This is a genomic window from uncultured Vibrio sp. (assembly GCF_947488985.1).
GTDB lineage: Bacteria > Pseudomonadota > Gammaproteobacteria > Enterobacterales > Vibrionaceae > Vibrio.
The window spans coordinates 1-22,275 of sequence record NZ_CANLBV010000063.1 but is presented as its reverse complement, the minus strand read 5'-3'; the positions used below and the strand labels follow the sequence as shown (position 1 = coordinate 22,275).

The 22,275-nt window shown below is 41.8% G+C and carries 16 protein-coding genes and 5 pseudogenes; 8 read left to right on the top strand and 13 right to left on the bottom strand.

Annotated features, from left to right (window positions below; all coding sequences use genetic code 11):
* Together Q1A70_RS13665 and rnb are read right to left on the bottom strand one after the other, a co-directional pair.
* Window positions 1-497, bottom strand: a pseudogene (locus Q1A70_RS13665) (AraC family transcriptional regulator); the annotation flags it as partial.
* Window positions 498-618: 121 nt separating this feature from the next.
* On the bottom strand, window positions 619-2,625 hold the full coding sequence (gene rnb / locus Q1A70_RS13660; RefSeq protein WP_299692301.1) for an exoribonuclease II: 2,007 nt from the start codon (window positions 2,623-2,625) through the stop codon (window positions 619-621).
* Window positions 2,626-2,933: 308 nt separating this feature from the next.
* Between rnb and Q1A70_RS13655 the strand changes: the two are divergent.
* From Q1A70_RS13655 to Q1A70_RS13645, 3 genes and pseudogenes are all read left to right on the top strand, one after another.
* Window positions 2,934-4,980: pseudogene (locus Q1A70_RS13655) on the top strand (DEAD/DEAH box helicase).
* An 848-nt stretch (window positions 4,981-5,828) separates the two neighbouring features.
* Entirely contained in the window at window positions 5,829-7,031 is a 1,203-nt protein-coding gene (locus Q1A70_RS13650) for an acetate/propionate family kinase (RefSeq protein ID WP_299692306.1), read from the top strand.
* 44 nt (window positions 7,032-7,075) lie between these two features.
* On the top strand, window positions 7,076-8,959 hold the full coding sequence (locus Q1A70_RS13645; RefSeq protein WP_299692308.1) for a recombinase family protein: 1,884 nt from the start codon (window positions 7,076-7,078) through the stop codon (window positions 8,957-8,959).
* Between the two features lie 195 nt (window positions 8,960-9,154).
* Here the strand turns inward: Q1A70_RS13645 and Q1A70_RS13640 are convergent, their stop codons facing one another.
* Entirely contained in the window at window positions 9,155-9,874 is a 720-nt protein-coding gene (locus Q1A70_RS13640) for a recombinase family protein (RefSeq protein ID WP_299692310.1), read from the bottom strand.
* 3 nt (window positions 9,875-9,877) lie between these two features.
* Window positions 9,878-10,438, bottom strand: coding sequence for a recombinase family protein (locus Q1A70_RS13635; protein WP_299692313.1), 561 nt, complete (start codon window positions 10,436-10,438; stop codon window positions 9,878-9,880).
* Window positions 10,439-10,816: 378 nt separating this feature from the next.
* Here Q1A70_RS13635 and Q1A70_RS13630 point away from each other — a divergent pair, with 378 nt between their 5' ends.
* Entirely contained in the window at window positions 10,817-11,170 is a 354-nt protein-coding gene (locus tag Q1A70_RS13630) for a hypothetical protein (RefSeq protein WP_299692316.1), read from the top strand.
* 232 nt (window positions 11,171-11,402) lie between these two features.
* Here Q1A70_RS13630 and Q1A70_RS13625 read toward each other — a convergent pair whose 3' ends face one another.
* The 6 genes from Q1A70_RS13625 to Q1A70_RS13600 all read right to left on the bottom strand — a co-directional run bounded on the left by Q1A70_RS13625 (window position 11,403) and on the right by Q1A70_RS13600 (window position 15,962).
* A complete protein-coding gene (locus tag Q1A70_RS13625; RefSeq protein WP_299692319.1) occupies window positions 11,403-11,876 on the bottom strand; it encodes a hypothetical protein in 474 nt (157 codons plus the stop codon).
* 221 nt (window positions 11,877-12,097) lie between these two features.
* Window positions 12,098-13,336 (bottom strand): primase-helicase family protein, encoded by a 1,239-nt coding sequence (locus tag Q1A70_RS13620; protein ID WP_299692322.1) that lies wholly within the window; start codon window positions 13,334-13,336, stop codon window positions 12,098-12,100.
* Window positions 13,337-13,546: 210 nt separating this feature from the next.
* Entirely contained in the window at window positions 13,547-13,798 is a 252-nt protein-coding gene (locus Q1A70_RS13615) for a hypothetical protein (RefSeq protein WP_299692325.1), read from the bottom strand.
* A gap of 173 nt (window positions 13,799-13,971) precedes the next feature.
* On the bottom strand, window positions 13,972-14,418 hold the full coding sequence (locus Q1A70_RS13610) for a hypothetical protein (RefSeq protein ID WP_299692328.1): 447 nt from the start codon (window positions 14,416-14,418) through the stop codon (window positions 13,972-13,974).
* Window positions 14,418-14,624, bottom strand: coding sequence for a hypothetical protein (locus tag Q1A70_RS13605; RefSeq protein ID WP_299692331.1), 207 nt, complete (start codon window positions 14,622-14,624; stop codon window positions 14,418-14,420). Before Q1A70_RS13605 ends, Q1A70_RS13610 begins: the two co-directional genes overlap by 1 nt.
* A 354-nt stretch (window positions 14,625-14,978) precedes the next feature.
* Complete coding sequence (locus Q1A70_RS13600; protein WP_299692334.1) at window positions 14,979-15,962, bottom strand: hypothetical protein; 984 nt, start codon at window positions 15,960-15,962, stop codon at window positions 14,979-14,981.
* Between the two features lie 341 nt (window positions 15,963-16,303).
* Between Q1A70_RS13600 and Q1A70_RS13595 the strand changes: the two genes are divergently transcribed.
* On the top strand, window positions 16,304-16,690 hold the full coding sequence (locus Q1A70_RS13595; protein ID WP_299692337.1) for a hypothetical protein: 387 nt from the start codon (window positions 16,304-16,306) through the stop codon (window positions 16,688-16,690).
* Window positions 16,691-16,819: 129 nt separating this feature from the next.
* Here the strand turns inward: Q1A70_RS13595 and Q1A70_RS13590 are convergent.
* Window positions 16,820-17,757, bottom strand: a pseudogene (locus Q1A70_RS13590) (LysR substrate-binding domain-containing protein).
* Window positions 17,758-18,033: 276 nt separating this feature from the next.
* Here Q1A70_RS13590 and Q1A70_RS13585 point away from each other — a divergent pair.
* Both Q1A70_RS13585 and Q1A70_RS13580 read left to right on the top strand, forming a co-directional pair.
* Window positions 18,034-18,507: pseudogene (locus Q1A70_RS13585) on the top strand (zinc-binding dehydrogenase); the annotation flags it as partial.
* Between the two features lie 303 nt (window positions 18,508-18,810).
* Window positions 18,811-19,791, top strand: a complete 981-nt coding sequence (locus Q1A70_RS13580; protein ID WP_299692340.1) for a bile acid:sodium symporter family protein — start codon at window positions 18,811-18,813, stop codon at window positions 19,789-19,791.
* 184 nt (window positions 19,792-19,975) lie between these two features.
* Here Q1A70_RS13580 and Q1A70_RS13575 read toward each other — a convergent pair whose 3' ends face one another.
* A complete protein-coding gene (locus Q1A70_RS13575; RefSeq protein WP_299692343.1) occupies window positions 19,976-20,596 on the bottom strand; it encodes a heme-binding beta-barrel domain-containing protein in 621 nt (206 codons plus the stop codon).
* Between the two features lie 294 nt (window positions 20,597-20,890).
* Here Q1A70_RS13575 and Q1A70_RS13570 point away from each other — a divergent pair, with 294 nt between their 5' ends.
* The gene (locus Q1A70_RS13570) at window positions 20,891-21,319 is read left to right on the top strand and encodes a VOC family protein (RefSeq protein ID WP_299692346.1); all 429 of its coding nucleotides are present in this window, start codon (window positions 20,891-20,893) and stop codon (window positions 21,317-21,319) included.
* A gap of 189 nt (window positions 21,320-21,508) precedes the next feature.
* On the opposite strand, the pseudogene Q1A70_RS13565 reads toward Q1A70_RS13570, so the two are convergent.
* Window positions 21,509-22,078 (bottom strand): annotated as a pseudogene (locus tag Q1A70_RS13565) (DMT family transporter); the annotation flags it as partial.
* Window positions 22,079-22,275: the final 197 nt, after the last annotated feature.

Below are 22,275 nucleotides of genomic sequence, written 5' to 3'. Positions count from 1 at the left end.
AATACGAGACAAGGTTCACTCATTACCGCCCATGCTGGGTAAATTTTAACAGTGACAACTATCCTGCCAGAGGGGGCTAAGCCCAACTGAGTGAGTGCATAGTCATTTTTTAAAGGCGCATTCGCGAGGGAAATAATAAGTTCTTTCAGTTCTCGGATATGAACGTCACCTTGGTTAAACTTGATATACTCCTGAGGAAATCGGACGGCCTCTAGCTCACTGGCTTGGTTAATGAATGCCTGAAATAGGGATAGGTCGAAATCTAGGCAGGTGGCAATAAACTCACCATTGTCATCACTGTTAACGACGACCTCTTTTATCTGAGCGGAACTGTATAGAGCGAATTCGCCCGTTTGAAGTGAGGCTTCAGCTCCATTGGGTAGGTTGAAAGAGATACTGCCTTTAGAAACGATGAAAATACCGTTCTTAGATGCGGGGTAACGCTCCCGCTTTCTTGGAATGAAGTTTTTAAATTGAGTAACGGTAATTGATGGCATAGTGCACTTCTTTGACGTTGTAAATGGATTGCTTATGGATTGTTTTTTTAGTTTTTAAGCATGAGACATTAACAAAAAAGGCGCTAATGATTAGCGCCTTTAGAAGTGAACCTAGAAGATCTTAATCTTGGTTTTCGTTTCTCGTTTCAGGCTCGCTAGGCAAGTCCGCAAAAACTTGAGTAGGCTTTGCTACTAAGTTACGGTTTTCCTGATTAACTTCTGAGAGAACGACTTCTAAAACGTCTCCTAGTTTGTATACCATTTCTTTATCGACAGATACAGTACCCATATCACCATTACACTCTATTCTCTCTTTATTATTAACAATAAGAGAACCTGGAATAAATGCAGCTGCGCCATTTTCTAGCAAACGCACACGCATACCCGCTCGGTTGATATCGAAGATCTCTGCTTGGAAGCGCGTCTCTTCTGCTGGAGCATTGGCAAGTGTACGAGCATACAACCAATCGCCAACATTACGCTCAGCCATACCGTGGTGACGGCGGTGCAGGGCAAGTTCATCACCAATGGTTTCGTCTGGTGTTTGAATTGGCGCTTTACCTAAGATGTGCGCTTTCAGCATACGGTGGTTAATCATGTCACCGTATTTACGGATTGGAGAAGTCCAAGTCGCGTAAATGTCTAACCCCATCGCATAGTGTGGTGCAGGCTCATTGCTGATCTCACTGTATGCTTGGAACTTACGGATACGATTGTCGTAGTAGCTGTTATCTAAAGAACCTAGCCAACGGCGCAGAGTGGCAAAACCCTCTAGAGAAACGATTTGCTCTTCAGTGAACGGTGTTTCCGCTTGCGGGTTGACCAGTTCAAGAACGTCAGCGACTTTTTCAGCCTTGAAACCAGAGTGACAGTTAAACACACCTTGGTTAAAGCTTTCTTTTAATACTCGGCCAGCACAGATATTCGCGCTGATCATTGATTCTTCAACTAATTTGTTGGCACTGCGGCGCATGTCAGCGTGAATCGCGACAACATCGTTATCTTCGCTAAGTTCAAAGCGGTAGTCAGGGCGATCAGGGAACACAACCGCATTCGCTGAACGCCACGCTGAACGCGCTTGAGCAAATTGGTGAAGGTCAGAAACAATCGCAGCGATTTCTTCAGATGGTTGCCACTTCTCTGATGCGCCAGTTTCTAGCCAGTCAGATACGTTGTCGTAAGCAAGACGAGCGTGAGATTTGATATTGGCAGCGAAGAAGTTAATGTCATCACCGATAACGCCATCTTTAGATACCGTTACTGTGCAGCAAAGAGCAGGGCGAACTTCGTTCTCAATAAGCGAGCATAAGTTATCCGCAAGATCACGAGGCAACATTGGGATATTGCGACCAGGAAGGTAGATAGTAAAACCGCGTTCACGAGCCACTTTATCCATCGAATCATCTGGCGTAATGTAAGCCGTTGGATCAGCAATCGCGATGGTCAGTTCAAAATCACCGTTGTCTTTCTTCTTCGCGTAAAGCGCATCATCCATGTCTTTTGTGCTTTCGCCATCGATAGTCACAAAAGGCACGTGTGTCATATCGACACGCTCCAGATCTGCATCATCGTTGATCTGCCAGTTGTCGATGCCTTCAGGCTCACTGTTTGGTAGATCGTTTTGTGCCAGCGTTACCCACCAAGGTGCGATCTTGTCATCAGCGTCTGTGATTTTTTCAGAGATTTGAGCCAAGAAGCCGTTGTCACCTTTTAACGGGTGTTGAACGATGTGTGCAACGACCCAGTCACCTTCTTTCAGCGTTTCAGGGTTTAGACCCTTCTTTGCTTTCGCTTTAAGTTGCAGTTTTTTCAGCTGCGGGTGATCAGGAACAACGTTCAATCGGCCTTTGAAAAGCTTAACTCGCGCAATAAAGCGAGTAAGACCTTGTTCAACCAATTCCTCTGGCTCTGCTATTTCGCGCTCTTTCTCGGTGCGAATGATGGCAATCACCTTGTCACCGTGGACGCATTTCTTCATGTACGGCGGTGGGATAAAGAAGCTTGTTTTACTATCGACTTCGAGAAAGCCAAAGCCTTTTTCTGTGGCTTTGATAGTGCCTTCCTTTTTAGGGAGGGTTTCTTGGATTTGCTGCTTAAGCTGAGCGAGTAGAGGATTATCTTGAAACATTTGACTTTTATCTAACGAGAACAATTGAGCACACTATAATCATTGCGAGGCACGATTACTACTTAAAGCCGAAGTGAGCGTAAATTAATTACTGGCTTATTTAGCTGAGTCAATTTGATGGAAGTTCCGTCCTGCGACGAGATATCCATCAAGTTTTGACGATATGGTAGCCACTATTGATAGAAAACCGAAAAATATGTGATGTGTTTCAATTTTTTCTGGCTTTTTTTATGCATTTAGGGAATAATCCGCCTCCCTTAGACGTCCCTAATGGCTTGAAGTGTTTTATTACTGCTTCGTAACTCTGAATGGAATCAGTATCTGATTGGAATCAGTATTGGAATTGATAGAGCTCCCGGGACCTTTTGTTTACTTATATATAGTGGGATCCCAATGTCCGAATCTGTAATTCAATTTAATGAATTAGCCCTAAACGATAACATTCTTTCAGCTCTTGATAGCATGGGTTTCGTTTCTCCGACTCCAATCCAAGCAGCAGCTATTCCTCTTCTTCTTGAAGGCCGTGACGCACTAGGTAAAGCACAGACTGGTACTGGTAAAACAGCCGCATTCTCTCTGCCTTTACTGAACAAGATCAACCTAAACCAACACAAACCACAAGCAATCATCATGGCTCCTACTCGTGAGCTAGCGATTCAAGTTGCTGCGGAAATTAAAAACCTTGGCCGTGATATCAAAGGTCTTAAAGTTATTGAAATCTACGGTGGTGCTTCAATTGTTGACCAAATGCGCGCTCTAAGCCGTGGCGCTCACATTGTTGTTGGTACTCCAGGTCGTGTTAAAGACTTACTAACTCGTGACCGTCTACACCTAGATGAAGCACACACATTTGTTCTTGATGAAGCAGATGAAATGCTAAAAATGGGCTTCGTAGATGACGTTACTTGGATCCTAGAGCAAGCTCCAGAAACTGCACAACGTGTACTTTTCTCTGCAACTATGCCTCCAATGGTTAAGACTATTGTTGACCGTTACCTACGTAACCCGGCTAAAGTTGACGTTGCTGGTACTAACCACACGGTTGATAAAGTAGCGCAGAATTACTGGGTTGTTAAAGGCGTAGAAAAAGACGAAGCAATGTCTCGTCTTCTTGAAACTGAAGAAACTGACGCGTCAATCGTATTCGTACGTACTCGTCAAGACACTGAGCGTCTAGCTGATTGGCTATCTGCACGTGGCTTCAAAGCGGCTGCACTGCACGGTGATATTCCTCAGTCTCTACGTGAGCGTACTGTTGATCACATCAAACAAGGTGTTATCGACATCCTAGTTGCAACTGACGTTGTAGCTCGTGGCCTTGATGTTCCACGTATCACTCACGTATTCAACTACGACATCCCATTCGATGTTGAATCTTACATCCACCGTATTGGTCGTACTGGCCGTGCTGGACGTAAAGGTAAAGCGATCCTACTGGTTCGCACTAACCAAATTCGCATGCTTCGCACTATCGAGCGCGTAACTAAGTCTCAAATGGAAGAAATCCAACTTCCTCTACGTGACCAAGTTGCTGCTGCACGTGTTGCTAAGCTTGGCGCTGAACTTGAAACAGAGAAAGAAAGCAAAGCTCTAGAAAACTTCGCTGGTCTTATTTCTACACTTCAAGAGTCTCTAGAAGTTGATGCTGCTACTCTAGCTGCAATGCTTCTTAAGCGTCAGCAAGGTAAGAGCCCGCTATTCTACGTTGGCGAAGACCCAATGATCGCTGCTATTGAGCGTGACAAAAACCGTCGCAAAGAGCGTCGTGAAGACCGTGAAAATGGTCGTGGCGATCGCAACTTCAATACGCAAGATTGGGATACTTACCAACTGCAAGTTGGCCGTGAGCAAGGCGTTCAGGTTAAAGACATCGTTGGTGCACTAGCAAACGAACTTGGCCTAACGAAAGGTTCTATCGGTGCTATCAAGCTAGACCAAGGTTCTACTTACGTTCAACTGCCAAAAGCAATGAACTCTGAAACTGCGGGTAAACTAAGCAAACTACGTATTCGTCAAAAAGAAGCTGGCGCTGTTGTTGTTGATTTCAACGACTTCCGTGAGCCTCGTCGTGGCGGCGGCGGTCGTGATGGCAACCGTGGTCGTGGCGGTCGTGATGGCGGCGGCTACCGTGGTAACCGTGATGGTAACCGCGAAGGTGGCAACCGTGAAGGCGGTCGTGGTGGCAACCGTGATGGTGCTCGCGATGGTAACTCTGCTGGCGGACGTGATGGCGAACGTCGTTTCGACCGTAACCGTGGTGGTGATCACCGTGGTAACTTCCGTGGCGAACGTGGTCATGGTAACGGTAATGGCGGTGGTAACCGTGGTCGTCGTCCAGAGCGCAACGAAGGTTAATCAACCTGTCGTTTGGACGCCTAGATGCTTAGAAGACGCTTTAGTCTAGACACTGAATTTAAAAGCCGAGTGTAATACTCGGCTTTTTTGTGGCTTCTATTTTGATATTTATACCAATCGTAGTAAATAATTGGTCACCCTAGCTGGTTAAAACGCTCGATAACTGCGATAGAATTTTTGATTGTAGAATAACTACTTATCGAAAATTCTTGTTGAAAAGACCTGCCTTGTTCTCAAGCTTTTTTCTTGCGCTACTTCTGATCACTTACTTACTGTGATTGGTATTACGTTTGCCACTTTGTTTTTTGCGTGCGTTGTCTTTCTTTCTGCTCGCTATTTTTTACCGAAAATTGCTTCGCACTCTTTTAACCATTAACCAATGAACATCGATGCTTAGTCGTATTTCGTGATGAGCCTATACTCAGAATATGTGGGGGAGGAGTTCCTCTAGTGAATCAAACTTCGTTTGGCTAGAGTGAAAATTATTGGCTACGATTGGTATGATATTTTCACGAGATGGTCAGTATTTAGAGCCGAGTAGATAGCAAGGTTCTGACGTTTGATTGGCAATTTCATATTGTAGAGTGACAAGTTTTGCTTAACCTATTTAAATAAAAAATAGTTTAAGCAAGCGTTTACGTCGTGTCTATCAGGGCTTGATTATTCAACTATTTTTTAATTTGACTCTCTAAATAAATGCAATAGTGATAAAGATCAATTTAATCGTGTTCATTTGGTGGTTTTTTCAAAACAAAAGTTGAAAGATTAAAAATTTATTGAATAATGGGTTTAACTAAAGTTGAAGTAAAAACTTCATCCAATTCGTACTGAAACAGGATCCATATCCAATGTCTAATTCGTTTGTTCTGGTTATTAACTCAGGTAGTTCATCCCTAAAATTTGCTGTCATCGATTCTGTTTCTGGTGACGCCGTATTAAGTGGTTTAGGGGAGTGTTTTGGTCTTGAAGATGCTCGCATGAGCTGGAAATATCAAGGTGAGAAAACCGAGATTGCCATCCAAGGTGAAGATAACCATCACAAAATTGCTATTGGCAAACTGGTTGGCCTGATGGAAGATCTAGGCTTCACGGCTGATATCGTTGCTATCGGTCACCGTATTGTTCACGGTGGTGAGAAGTTCACAAAAACAGTTCGTATTACTGAAGAAGTAACGAATGAAATTGAAAGCCTATCTGACCTAGCGCCACTTCATAACCCAGCCGGTGCTATTGGCATCCGTGCTGCAATTGAAGCTTTCCCTGCTTTACCTCAATTCGCGGTATTTGATACAGCCTTCCACCAAACTATGCCTGCACGTGCATTTACTGGTGCTATCGCTAAAGAGCTTTACACAGACTTCGGTGTACGTCGCTACGGCTTCCACGGCACAAGCCATTACTTCGTTAGCCGCGAAGCTGCAAAAATGCTGAACAAGCCAGTGGAAGAGTCTAGCTTTATCTCTGTACACCTAGGTAATGGCGCATCTGTATGTGCTATCAAAGACGGTAACAGTGTTGATACTTCAATGGGCTTCACTCCGCTTTCTGGCCTAATGATGGGTACACGTTGTGGTGATTTAGACCCAGGCATCATCGAATACCTACTGAAGAAAGGTTGGTCACAAGATCAAGTCTTCAACTCTCTTAACAAGGAGTCTGGCTTCCTAGGCGTGTCTGGTCTTACGAGCGATGCTCGTGGCATTTTAGAAGCAATGGACGAAGGCCATGAAGGCGCTAAGCTTGCTTTTGAGGTGTTTACTTACCGCGTAGCGAAATACGTTGCTTCTTACCTTGCAACGCTGGATTCTTTAGATGGCATCATCTTTACTGGTGGTATCGGTGAGAACGCTCTACCAATTCGTCGCGAGATCATTAAGAATCTTAAAATTCTTGGTTTTGTTGAAGATGTTGCAGGTAACGAAGCTGCTCGCTTTGGTGCTGAAGGCATCATCGCGAAGTCTGAAATGCTAGACGCTGTAGCAATGGTTATCCCAACAAATGAAGAACTGGTAATAGTAAGGCAAAGTGTTGAACTATTGAACCAAGCTTAAAATTATGTAACATGAAAGCCTCCTGAATTTAGGGGGCTTTTTTAATGGAACAGAGAACAGCATACATCTACAGTAGGGTGAGTAAACTCATTCAAGCTACTGATGGAGGTGGCATTAGTAGACAGATTGATAAAGCTACCTCGTTTATTAATAATCTTAACTCTCAGTCAAACAGCACAACTTACACCATTGCTGATAATCTTATAATTGATAAGGGTTTATCAGCTTATTACGGCTTCAACACAAAAGATAATGCAGGGCTTGGTGCATTCATCAAAGCTGTTGAAGATGGACGTATCCCTCCTAAATCTCTATTAGTCGTTGAGGCTGTAGACCGTATCAGTCGTTTGCCTCCTACCAAAGCACGTAAGGTCTTTGAACGTTTATCTGATTTGCAAATTGATGTAGCTATCATCAAATTTGGGTTGGTAATCCGTCACGACCAAAAGATGGAAGACATGGGTACTGATTTGCTATTGACAGCCGCCTTTCATCTTGCTCATCTAGAATCAGAACAGAAATCTCAACGTATCAGAGCTACCTTTGATAAAAAAAGGAAAGAAGAAAAGGAAGGTGGAGAAAAGAGAACAAGTGTTTGTCCTGCTTGGTTGAAATTATCAGAGGATAAAAAGTCGTTTGAGTTAATACCCGAAGCGGCAGAAACATTAAAATTGATATTCAAACTCAAGATTAGTGGCAAGGGTAGCCATGCAATTTGTAATCTGTTGAATGAAGATGGCATACCAAGAATAGCGAAGAAACAAACACACCAACCGTGGTCAAAGCGCGTGGTAGAGAAGTATTTGAAAATGGAACAGTCTTACGGTGCCTTTATGCCAACGGAGCACGTTGTAGATGAGCAAGGTAAGCGGATACGAAAACCACGGTATGACCAACCACTAGAAAATTATTACCCCCCTGTAGTTGATAAAGAGACGTGGATTCAAGCACAGCAAGCTTTTAAGGCGGGGAGGACTACCAGAGGTAGGGTAGCCAAAAAAGCGGCTAACTTGTTCGCGTGGCTCTGTAAGTGTCCATCCTGTGGTGGTTCTATGACTTATTACAAGCCAAATCGCGGTAGCATTCGCCTGAGGTGTCGGAACCAAGTGGATAACAACTATTGCAGCCAGAAATCAATCAACTATGAAGAGATGGAAAAGCTGTTAGTTAGCAAGCTATCAGGGTTAGATTACAATCAGTTGATAGGGGAGAGCTTTGAAAAGTTACAGCGTGACATTGATTTACTACAAAACCAGATTGATGAAGAAGAATCTGCATTAAAGGAACTCAGTGAAAATCTAATGGTTGCACCTGCCTCTGCTATCAGTAGGATTAGTCAAATTATTGGGGATAGAACCAACAACGTAGAAGAATTGAAGATAAAACAACGTGAGAAATTACAAGTAAAGTTTGAGTATGCTGAAAAGACCATGGAGGGGTTAGAGCTTGAAAATGAAGAGGATAGAGAGAGATACAACAAGTTTTTGAGACAGTATATTGATTATATCTTGTGTGGTGACTCTAAAATTAACGTGGTTAAAGTTAAGTTAAAACAAGTAGATAAAGTATTGCCTTTTTACTTCACTGAGAACGAAAACCCCTTTAAATGGGCTAGGCATGATAAATCCGAAAGTATTGTTGAAAGTCTATATACCCACGGAAAAGATATAAATGAGGTAAGACTACCTGTTAGCTTTGGTGGAATAAGTGGGTATCATCACCGTCTAAGAGAGATTGATACAGTAGAACCACCATTAAATGAAAATGATGATTTACAATGCTTGAAGTATCAACATTCTGTATTCCGTGAAATATCAGTGAATTATGACAAGTGGAAAGAAATTATTGAAATTTGGAATCTTGAAGATGAGGCTACTGAACGAAGAGAAGAGGAAACAGAGCTTCGTTATGAAAATGGAGAATTTTAAATTTTTACAGTAATAATAGGTATCTTGTATCTAAGGATTAAGCCTTAAAATATCCAAAAGTGACTGAGCCTTGTTTGACGTGGTTTTAGGTGGGATATATGCAAAATATCCTCTAGTAGAAATATTTAGAGCTGGTGGGTGAGTAAGGGAATTTACTCCCCCTTTTTTTTTGGTTGCATTAGTTACTTTGCTCAATTACGTCCTGTATTTGTTCTTTTTCTTATAATCTAATCCATCTTGCTTGATTATGCGGCTCACAGTAGCCTTAGAGAAGCTTTTCCCTTGAGAGGTAGTAATGCCCTTGTTATTAAGATTAGACGCTATTTCGTCCAGTGTGAGTCGATTCTGACTATAATCAATCATATCCTTAATCATTTGGGTAATAGGTGAACGTTTGATCTTAGATTCTTCACTCAAACGGGTAGTTTTATGGTTGTGTTTATTCCTCTCCATAGATTCTTTCCACTTAGGATTAGCTCCACCAAGTTTTACCCCTTTTGCTTTAGCAGCAGCTAAACCTCGTTTTATTCGTGCTGCTATGATGTTTCTTTCTTCCTCTGCGAGCGCAGCGTATATGTGTAGTTGAAAGTTGGTTGCAGATGGAATGGAACAAACTTTAAAAGGCACAGTCCCTTCCATATACTTAGCAATTTGGGAAACACGACGGCTAAGGCGGTCTAGCTTAGCAACCAACAATGTAGCACCTGTTTGACGACACACTTCTAATGCTTTCTCTAGCTGTGGTTTGATATCACTCGTGCCTGATATAAATTCTTGGAAGCTGCCTACCACCTCAAATTCGTTTTGAGGCAAATGAGATAAATAAAAATCTATATCCATTTGTTGAGAGTCAAATCCATATTGAGTATTCCGAGTATCCTTTTTAGACAAACGTTTATATGTAACAAACTTCAAATTCTAGCCCTCTTGTTTAATGTAACGGTACAACGTAGCAATACCTATACCTACAGCCTTTGCGGCTTTTTCCTTACTCATGCCTGAATCCACGTATTCAAGGGCTTCTTTGCATTTTAGAATGGTCTTAGGGTTGGTTTGCTTACCTTTGTATTTACCCTCGGCTTTTGCTGCGGTGATGCCAAGTGCTTGTCTTTCTAGAAGCAGTTCACGTTCCATCTGTGCTACGGATGCGAGTATGCCAAGAATCATCTTTCCTGATACCGAAGAGGTGTCTACACCGATGTTGAGTATTTCAAATTCTATACCCTTAGCTTGGTATTCTTCGATTAACAACATTAGCTCACCTTGAGTTCTACCCAATCTAGATAGTTCTCTAACTACAATTTTGTCACCTTCTTTTAAGATAGAAAGAAGTGATTGAAGTTTCGGGCGTTCTAAACTTTTACCGCTTACTTTTTCTTCGTAGATTTGAGCGTCAGGGTAGCGGTCGGTAATTTCTTTAATTTGGGCTACCGAAGATTGTTCACTAGTTGAAACCCGAGCATATCCGTATATTGTCATCTTTTTTCCTTATCTATCCTATCATTTACAACCCTTATGATAATCCTATCTTTTAAGTTGTTCAATGCCTAAATGATAGAGTGTTATCGTTTAATCATAAGAGTAGAGTCATATGATAGGGTTTATTGTGCATTAATGTTGTATATTTATACAGTGGTTTATAGTGTTAAAGCTAGATGCTGTAAGGGTTGGTAGTCTAAAATTAAAAAATTCCCCAGATTATGAGAATCAAGAGAGAGGTTTGTTAAGCAGATTAGTGACTGTTCCCATCCTTTTCTTGCATTGGATAGCGTGGTTTGTTAAACAGCATTTAACCTTTCTTTTCTATGATATTAGTTTAATATGCTATGTGTGTGTTTTTTTTTTGGTATTTGATAGATGAGTTTGATTAAATGTATTGAGTGTAACGAGACGATTTCTGACAAGGCACTAGCCTGTATAAAGTGCGGTTGTCCAATTCAACAAAATCACCTTAATGACGGAGATGAGTTATCCACGTCTAACGGAAAAGATTTTGGCGAAATTCTAGGCGGTTTTGTAGATGTTGTATTTGGCTTATTTTACCTCTTAATGTGTTACGGAATATTCTTTGAGGATATATTAGCGGATGCTGAGTTTACGGTTTTTTCTACTTTTCTAGCTTTCTTTCTTATGGGTTTAATTCACAAGGCTTCAAAGTTCGTTTGCAAAAGTGTTGGTAAATCTATCCAAAGTCTTTGGTCTGCTCTGTAAGAAAGTGAATTACTTTATGTTGTTTTTCACAAACCCCATTCGCTTCCTAACATTTGCCACTTGGTTTGAGTTAGTAACGTTCAATCCATCTTTGGCAAGGTAACTAATCCAACGAAACCAACCTGCTGTAGTTCCATGTTAATTTTTTTTTGAGGTGGTATAAATCCAAGGCATTACCGTGTCTGTCTACGGATTCGATTGGTTAACGTGTTGAATAAATGAGGGCTGACTTTTACAAGTCACGCTCCCATACCCAATGTAGTCCGGCTTTTTCCATCTTATTGATACTTTGCTTAGTTAGCTTTGTGCCATCAGCAAAGACGACCACCATATCAAAACCCAGAGATTTAAGAGAAGATTGTACTTTTGCTTGCTTATAGATTGAATGATTCCAACCGTATTTCAGTTTATCAAAGAATGTCAATTTCCCTTTGAATTGTTGAACTTCTTCAAGCTTCTCAAATGATATAGCTTTAGTTTCACAAGTGTTCAATTGATGAGCTTTGTATTCGATAATTAACTTTCTATCAGAATCATAGAAATCTGGATAAGCTTTAAATGGTGACCCACTGGCATCATAGAAAGTTGCTTTATAGGGTTCTGATGTTGATTGTAAATGTGGGTTGTTTAGGTGGAATAAACATTCAGCGGCACTATCGTACCCATTGTTAAGGGCGTACTTGAGTGTAATATCAGTTTTATTCAATAGCATTCTCCTAGATATTAGCTACGACTTCACCAACAAACAGGCACGACAAGTCGAACCTACTTGTGGGCTAAATCTTGCTAATATATATATAAAAGGTAAAAGGGGAGGCGTCTCAAACGTCTCAAATGGTGATTTGTTGTTGTATTTCAGTTGGTTAGTGGTTTTCTTGGCGTCTCAAATGCCGTCTCGTAGCCGTCTCAAATGGTGTTCTTGGTGTCTCAAAACAGTACTGGGGTAGGTTTATTATTAGAATTGAACCAATCTCTGGCGTCTTTAACCTTCCAATCTTTAGGTATCCACCACCGATTTCGACCATTTCCATCAAGATCTATCTTTTTTACCAAAGCAAAATTGAGAGCATAACTTTTAGCAAGGTCAGGGAATTCATTAAAATGGGTAGTTAAATCTTCAAGTTTGAAAACCTTATGTTGATTACACCAATCTCTTACTTCCCCTTCTCGTGTCGATTCAGAGACTTCAACCATCATCTCTAAAGTTTCGGTTGCTTGCACGAGACCAGAATTAAACCCTTCAAGGGTATAGTTGTTCAAATAATTGTAGATTTTATCGATTGCTGTACAGTCAAGTACTAACCAGTCCAAAACCTTATCAAAAAAGGCTTGGGTCTCTGCTCGTGAAACTGGATGAACGATATAAGCAGGGGCAAACCACCTACGTGTATCGTTCTTTCCTAACTTGATAGGTCGTCTTTCATTACTAGCTAACAAAACTCTTGAATACACACTTTGAGTGTATGGTTGCTCAAATTTGCGATTTAGCAGGATTGTTGGTTCTGATATTTTGGATTTGAGTTCAGTTATTACGCTATCGTTATGACTCTTAGTGTCATCTAGCATTACAAACAATGTATCTGCTAACGCCGTTGAATGGTCACCTAGGAACTGTTGATACTTGCTGCACTGGGTTGTTTGATTCTTAACGAGAGGGCTAATAATTTTATTGAAAAGAACCCCCTTACCTGTACCCTCATCTGAAGTTAGGAGCACCGCCCAAGTAGGTCGTTCTTGAGGGAATTGAATCATATGAGCGAGCCATTGGGTCAATGTATGACGCTCATTATCGTCTGGAAACATACGCTCTAACATTTCAATAAATAAAGGACAATCAGAGGTATTGTTCTCTGGTTTATATTCTTGGTAAGTATTAAGGCGATTAGCACCCAAACCTACATCAAGTAGTCTAGGGGCATTAGGTTTGAAGTAGAAACCTATAATCTTATCAATCGAAGCAGTTATATAGGATTGCCAATCACACCAATCTAGGTTAGGACAATGTTTTTTAAAAAGGTCTTGGATAAAATCAAAAGGGAGATTTGCTTTATCTTGTGAATGGTAAAGAAGAGAACCTTTATTAATATCGTACAATTTATACAAACCCTCAGAGCGAAGGTATTTTACGAAATCTCTTACTTGGGGTGGGATGTTGTTTCTAGACATTTTAATAGTTCCTCAGTTGGGATATCAGCAAGTAATTTATTAGCAATTTGGGTTAAAGATAAGTTAGGGTAATTTTCTTGCAATAAAAGCAAAGTCTCACTTGCCTCATTGCTGGTGGATATTCTTATTTTCATGTTTAGTAATCTCTTAATTTAATATTTAAGGGTGATTGTCTCACCAAACCTAGTTAAGGCAATCACAGAAATGTTATTATTCAGGCTCTGGAGGATTCAAGATATACTCCTTATATAAAGCCTTAGTTCTTTTTGTTATTAGAGTTGTAGGTAACTCATATCGAACACGATAACCACCGTTTTCGAGGTGAAGTACGTGGATCAATGTTTCTTTCTCTCTAACATGATGTTCGTGACGTTTAAGTAAGGTCATTAAACTATCGTAAATGTAAACCTGTGTTGTCGGTGTTGCCAAACGAGCTTCAATCATTAATTCATCTTGTGTCATTTTCTTTCCTGTAGCCTGTCTGAGAGGCGTTTTAATGTGTTAGCTTAGGGGTTGGGTTGGTATATGCCTTAAAAGCCCGTTGCGGGCTATTTAGGGCTGTTTAAATGCTATATTCACAATGATGGGTATAATAAAGGTGAATATTGGGTGATAGTATAACCAAAGAGTAAGAATTAAGATTTGAACAGGGTAGCCATCAATTCCTGTCTGAGAGTTTCTTCTTTTAATTTTAAATCTTCCTTTTTCTTACGTGTCTGCTCTTTAATCTCTTCACCAATAAGGGCTTCAATGTAATCTTTCTCCATTAATTGAATTTTTGAGGCAAACTCAGTTTCAACTTCAGCTACGATTTTTGCTTTTTCTTCTTCAATTACGTTAAGGGGTTTTTTGAAGACATAGGTGTACCCTCCGATGATTGCACGGTGTTTTGCGGGGATTCCCTCATAGCCCTTTGAAATTAATTCGTCATATTTACGCATCATCGACATTAAGGAGGTTTCAAAATGAGAATATTCCTCGCTAAGATAAGCCAGTGCGTATTTGATCGCTTTAGCTTTTTCTTCTTCAATCTCTTGTTTAAAATTCGGGATTAAGTTTTTAAATTTTTCAATGTTATTCATTATTTGGCTTCCTTGTTATCTAGTAATTTCTTAAATTTACTGAAAATGTTGTAAATTGTAGCGATTGAGAGGTTTGGTGCTTTACGTTGGCGGATTATTTCGTTAGCTGTTAATCCAGATAATATTCCTTCAATTATCTTAATTTGATTGTGGGTGTGACTGTTTAATTGACAATAAATAACGCAAGCTTTTTCGTGTTTTGTCATAGAGTGGTTTCCTTAGGTGTAATAAACCCCACCAATGGAGCTAGTGTAGGTTGGATAGAATGGTTTATACCCCTTGGAGATGAGTTATTTAATATTCTCTTTCTCTCTTTGGGTATAAACCATTATATAGATTTTCTAAAGGGTTAAACAAGGCGGTTTAGAAAAAAGTCAAGTATTTTTTAAGGTTATTTTTGATTATGTGTTACAAGTAACACTCCGACTAATGAAGAATTCGTTATTGCTCAACAGTCGGTAGAACTTCTGTAATCTAAGCAACGGCTGAAGTCATAAGAAACAATTGAAAAGCGAGCCTAAGTGGCTCGCTTTTTTGTGTCAGCTGCAGTCAGTTGAAAGCTACTTAACTTCGTACCTCAGAAGCACTTCATTATCGAGAACGACATTCGTCGACCAGATAAAGCTTGCTCCTTCACCGCTGAATTTCTCAATAAAGTTCATGTATGCCTTTTTATTGTTTACGCCAATATCGTCTTCTGAGTAGACCGATGCTTGAGGCCATGAGGTTGAATCAAACTCTTGGTTCATCCAATTGCTTGGTGTTTCCCAGTGAGCGGCGTACGCATCTTGCCCGTGATCAGTACCTTCGGTTGTGCAACTTTCAGAAAGACGTTTTCCGTCTACTTCACTCAAGCAAGTTAGGTCGTAAATTGGTGCGGTATAGAATGTTTGAGCTTGCCAATCTGCGCTTGTAACGCTTCCATCACTAAAGCTCGCGATAAAACCACCATCACCCGCGTGATACTCTTTACCGCGGTTGTCTTCTGTACCTAGGCCTAGATTTTCTTCCCAATCAATCACCTTTACTGCAATCGTGTAGGGCTTGTTGACTTTGAACTTTACGAGGCTTGAGTTAAACGGCGTAAAAGGAACCGTATCGACTGCGACTAGCGTGCCGTTGATATACAGTTCAAAATAGTTATCGGCAAAAATATAGCCTGTCACTTCTTCACCGTCAGGGTCAATTTCGACCACCGGAACTGAACCTTCATCAACATCCGCTAGGCTGCTTGGTGTGGTGTTTGAACACTCTTCATAAAGATCGAAGGCTTTTGGTCCATTCGCAAAGTTATTTTCGGCAGGAACCGTCCAAACCTTTCCTTTAGAGTCTGTAATTTCCCCAACGCCGGCGACTCGGCTGCGTCCGTTTTTACATTCAAATAGATTCGACTCAACGGTAGTGGCTCTGCCTTGAGTAATGCTTGCAGAGCCTTGGTAATCGTCGATGTTGCTGATAGACGGCGTGTCTGATGATGGTGAGCACCCTGCCACGAGTAATGCGATAGATGAAATGGCGAGAGCCTGATGTTTTGTGGTGATCATTGATAGAGATCCAATGTGGAATGATGTAAATAAGCGTGGTTCAAAGTGAGCCAAGTGCAAGTAAGTTAAGCCAAATGCAGTTAACTAAGCAAAACGACCTAAGTCACCTGCTGGGGTACCATGCTTGTTCCTGAATGGGGCCTATAATATTGGTACGAATGTAAACAAACGTAAAGCTGAGTCCTAAATGGTAAAACAGCATTTGCTGGTATAATTACACCAGCTTGCATGGGGTTCGTAAAAATAACCCTCAGGAATCAGTCTCTGGTTGTGATTGAGATAGTATTTTGCTACAAAACGCGCATAATCTCGGTATACAACATTTAAAGAAGAAATGACCTATGACTACCTTTCAATACTACTTTCACCAACTGCCTTGCTTCGACTGTAAAAAGACATCTGTAAGTACTGATCTTGGTTGGTTAACGCCTGCGATGAAAGATGCTGCTGTAGCACAAGTAACTGCGACGCTTGCACAAGGTGAAGTTACGCCCGATCTGTCTGCAGACGTGGTTTGTACGAAAGAAGAAGCTCGCGAATACTTGCTGCTGAACTTCTTTGGTTATTCAGAAGAAGAGCTGGCAAGCGGCATCGAAGCAGATGATGAGAAAGAAGTTGCTGATGAAATCGCAGGACTACTAGAAGAAGGCAAAGACACCATCACCTTCGAACATGAGATTGCTCTGCAGTGCTGCGCTGACTGTGACGTTGAAGACGAATCAAACTAAGCATGAGTATTAAAGTCAGCGTGTTGATCAAACACGTATGATTGTTCAATGATGAAAAGCGTTAGCGGATTAAAGTTCGATAACGCCTTTTTTATATCTTTACTGCTTACTGCTGATCTCTTAGCTGCATTAGAGCTTATGATGTTGTGTTTCTATAATGCCTTGCTCACTGAGTTGCGAAAGGATCTCAGCCGTTTTCCCTCTGAATAAATCTCGTAATAAGCGAACGGTTGGCGTGATCGATTGACGGCTTGGACACACCAGCCAAAGCTCGGTTGCTGTAGGTTTAAACTCTGGCATCACGTCAATCACTTCACCAGAGAGCAAATGACGCGACATATCTAAACAAGATTTAATCGCCACTCCTTTCCCTGCTATGCACCAACGTCTGACTAGATCGGCATCGTTTGATGCTCGGTTCCCTTTAAGCTTCACTTTATGATCTTGAGTACCGTCGTTAAATAGCCATTCGTCTTGCAGCACCTCACTGAGTTGATACAGCAAAGCATTGTGCTGAGCTAAGTCTCTTGGGTGAGTCGGTTTACCCATGTCGGCTAAGTATTCAGGGGTCGCACACAATATTCTAGGAACATCGCATATTTTAAAGCCATACATATTGGCATCAGTAGGGGAGCCGAGCGTAGTGCCATATCAACCGAATCACGATAGAAATCAATATTGCTGTCACCAATGCTAGTGTGAAGCGTTGCATTTGGGTATTCAAGCAAAAATTCATCAAGCCAAGGGATAATCAAATTACGTCCTAGGTCGGATGACAGTGCAATGCGGATTTCGCCATCGATGATGCCAAGATCTTCGTGCATGTTGAGTTTCGCTTGCTCTAACATCTTTAAGGCTTGTTCACATTCAGGTAAGTAGCGCTCACCTGCCGAAAATAGCCTTAAATGGCGAGTAGTTCTAACAAATAACTCAGCACCCAACGCAGCTTCAACACGCTTTACTGCAGCGCTTGCAGTGGCGGTACGCATATCGAGGTTGGTGGCTGCGGCGGTGATACTACGAAATTCCGCCACCTTTAAAATGACCTGTAAGTCTTCAAGAAGCATACTCTTTGCCTATGTTTATTGATGTTCTAGCGATGGAAAGGGTTTCGCTTTGATTCACAACAGTGCCAACCTGATTCATCCAACGTTATTGCTTACAGGCTAGCCTTAAATAATTAATTATCAAAAATAATTTGATAATAATTCAAATATAAGACTGTTTTTAATTAGCAATAATCCAACTATTCTCTGTTCATACCAATGATTGGTTGATTGAGCAAGGTCTGATTTAGCCTATAAGTCAGCATCAGTGGCGTTGCAGTTTCGTGCTGCCAAATGTATGACGCAGTGGGAGAGGTGGTAGCTAAAGGCCAAGATGTTGAAGGGGTTGAGCTCGGTGACCGTGTGTATTATGCGGGTGGTGTAGGTTCAATCATGATTCAATTGGCGAAGCAATTGACCAACCTGAATGTTATTGCAACAGCTTCAAGGCCTGAAACGGAACAGTGGGTCAGGGACATGGGTGCAGATCACGTGGTGAACCACCGTCATCTCGTTGAGTCTGTACGTGAGCAAGGCATTCAGTATGTCGACTATATTTTCAATGTTGCGGACACCAAAGGGCATTGGGATGCAATGGTAGAGCTTATCGCTCCACAAGGCATGATAAGTTCGATTGTTGAGTTTGAGGGTGGGGTTGATTTATCGGCTCTGCAAGGCAAATCGACTGGCTTTAGTGTGGATACGCTGAAAGATGCGCACCAACGTATTGAAAGCAGTGCGTCGATTGGTAAAACCGCCATTAAGTATTAAGTATTAAGTATTAAGTATTAAGTTTTGTCAGCTTAAATCGAAGAAGCCCTCGGAGTCGCCCCGGTTCTTTAGTTAAAAGACGTGGCATTGACTTGTGATCCGGGTCTAAAGTTATCGAGAGCATTATACTTTGTATCAATCCCGTTAATCTTTGATATTACATAAACGTATGTTGAGTGAGTGGTTTAGAAAAATGGTCGTAATCGCCGTTTTGTGGTGGTGAATTAAAACCAGACCCGATACCATAACCAGCCTCGGAGCCTGTTATGGCTAAAATAGTATCAACAACAAACGCGTGTAAAGATGATCGAAAAATTGAAAAAAGAGTGGTTTCTGGTGGGTATGGTTTTGGCGATGATCATTGCTATATTCACACCGGATTGGGGTAAATCTGGAGGTATACTGCATTTAGATACGATCACGGTGTTAGGCATCGCCTTGGTGTTCTTCTTGCACGGTTTAGGGCTATCTCCAAAAGCGATTGCTGACGGGCTTTCCAATTGGAAATTGCATGTGTTTGTCCAAAGCGCGACCTTTGTGTGCTATCCACTATTGTGGGTGATATTTGGACAAAGCTTTGTTGCCTATATGCCCGCCGCACTTGCGTTTGGCTTCTGTTACCTTCTCGTGCTACCAAGTACGATTTCGTCTTCGGTTGCCATGACGGGCATCGGTAAAGGGAACCTACCCGGTGCGATATTTAATGCATCACTCTCCAGCATTTTAGGCGTGTTCATTACGCCGCTACTTATTCAGCTCTTTATGGGGCTAGAAGGCGCAGAGTTAAACCTGATGGAGTCGGTACTCTCCATCTCTAAAATGCTATTACTGCCGATGATTGTCGGTCAATTAATGCGTCCATTACTGTTCGAATGGACTCAGGAACACAAATCAGTGGTCAATAAGTTAGACAAATACGTAATACTGCTGATCGTTTACAGTGCTTTCTGTGATTCCGTTGCGCACGGTATTTGGCGTGACTTCTCACCGATGCTGCTGTTGGTGTCAGCAGGGATCTGTTTAGTGGTGTTGATGGTGATGGTCCATGGCATCCAGTGGAGTGCGCGTAAGGTTGGATTTAATCATCAAGATGAAGTTGCTGCGGTGTTCTGCGGAACGAAAAAAACGCTCGCGGCAGGCATTCCGATGGCTAAAGTCATTTTTGCACATGATCCTAACTTAGGGATGATTTTGTTGCCTATCATGCTTTATCACCCAATTCAGATCTTCTACTGCGCCGTATTAGCTAACCGCTATGCCAAGGTTGCGGCTCAACCGAGTTAAGTTGCTCATCGGCTAAGTTGCTTATCGGTTAAGTGATTTGTCGGTTAAACTGCTTATCTCGACTTTCTATAACGGCTACGCCTTGCACCACAATGTGCAAGGCGTAGCCGTTTGCGATCTTATTGCTGTGCCTTGATTGGTGAGAGCAAACAGTCGATGACGCTATTGATTGAGCGCAACGGCCTTACTTCACTTTCACCAGAGTGCTGGAATCCGTATGAGCAAAGGCGCGATCGTAGATCTCTAACCCGGTGGTTTGAGAGTAAGTTAGGGTGTCTTCTGAAATGCTGATGTTCATCGTGAAACCGGTGGTTGTCGCGTTGTCCGTCATGTATTCAGATTCAGCGATACCGCGCTTAGAGGCAACCAACGTCATCGTATCACCAGCAGGGCCTTCTGCGGTGACACAGGTGGTACGTGGTACGCAGTAAGAGTTGTATACGATTTGATTCTTCTGATCGTAGATGAAGTAGCCACGTTGATCATGGAATTTAGAATCGTCGGCCTTTCTAAACACTTCTTGTTTGTAATACAGCGCAACAAGGTATTGATCGCTGGCATTGATCGCATCTGCCGCAACTTCAAAGCTCATTACTTCATAAAATGGGGTGACGGCAGGTCCACCCGCACCTACATCGGTACCTTCTTGACCCGGTGATATATCAACGCCACCCGTTTCGACCGATTTCCATGTGCCGACTAACTTGGCAAGTGGACCAAAATCCATGCCGTTAATCGTGTTGTGATCCGCGAGTACTGGTGCTGAGATGGCGGCGGCAAGGCTAAATGCTAATAATTTTTTCACTATAATATCCTTATTTAAAATAAGGTTATTAAGAGGTGATTTTATTAACATGGATCAGTATTGCGTACGTATATGCAATACGAAGTGTAACTAAATGTATCAACCTGTGATGATGTGTAAATATCAAGAGTATCGAGGGAGTTCGTCTAAAATTAAGGTCTGTACTCGTCAAAATTGAACAATCTGGCTCTGAATCCGTTTTCGAAATAAATGCAAATTAACGCTTTACCTCAACTTAACTTGAGGTATTAGTCTATGCAACGTTGCTTACGAGAATACTTTAAGGAGAGAAGAATGATCCAACTTGAACATGTGAATTTAGTCGTTAAGGATATCCCTACAATGCTGACTTTCTACAAAGCCGCATTTCCTCATTGGTATATCCGTGATGAAGGGCAGGGTGAATGGTCAGGGAAACCGCGTAACTGGTTGCATTTTGGCGACGAATACCAATATATCGCGCTGAGTGATCACGGTGAGGGTGAAAATAGAGACTTGGCTGGTCACTCCGTTGGGCTAGCTCATTTTGCTTATGTAACTCACAGTATCGACAGTGTCACTGAGCGACTGGTTAAGGCTGGCTTTGAAATTGCAAAACCGGGTGCTGCAGAACCTTATCGAAAAAATGTCTATTTTGTTGATCCAGCGGGTTTTGAAATCGAGTTTGTTGAATACTTAAGTGATGATCCGAAATTACGCAACAGCACTAGCGAGTCGCAGTAAACTCTTTTGGTTGATTGGTTGATTGGTTGATTGGTTGATTGGTGGGTAGATGGGTAGATGGGTAGATGGATTGCTCTCGCCACGTTTACTAGGAAAAGAAAGACAAGTGAAAGGGCATTGTGGACGATTCCGCAATACCCTTTTCGATCGGCTGAATAAGAAAGTGGGTGATGACCTTTCTCAATCAATTTATTTATTATTAAGTGCTTTGTTTTGAAACGGTGCCAGTAGCTGTTTGCCAAACACATTAATCAGCGCACCGGTCACTATCAAACTACCGCCTAGATAGGTCCAGACGGATGGGATCTCATTAAAGATCCACACGCCTAGCAATGCTGAGAAGACGATCTGAACATATGAATAAGCGGACGCTTTCCCCGCTGCTTGAGTTTGCATCGCTTTGGTTAACCCATATTGACCTATCTGCGTAAATATACCGATCAACACCAACATCAAGGTTAAGAGCAGGCTCGGCCAGACAAAGTCGTTCCAGATAAGGGCACTTGAAATCGGCAGAGCAACCAATGGGAAGTAGAAGATGATCACAGAGCTGTCTTCTGTCTGGCTAAGTTTTCTGACAATCACGTAGGCAATCGAGCTACCCAATGCGCCACAGAGCGCCACCATAATACTGAATAGCGGTAACTCACTGCTCGTATCGCTGTACATGCCCGGTTGCACCATAACGACAAGACCCGCTAGGCAGAACGCAATGCATATCATGGTCGATTTTTGGACACGCTCTTTCAGGAATAACAGTAAGCGTCTTTAAATCGACTCATTCAATCCTTTCAATAAACGTCGTAACCTTTCACTTTGATCGTTAAAGGTACTCGAAAATGTCTCAGCATAGATCTCAACAAGAATGGCTACGCCTTGTGCAGAAGTATTACAATAGTGAGCAGTCTGCCGCTCAGTTTTGTTTAGAGCACAATCTTCATCCAAAAACGTTTGAC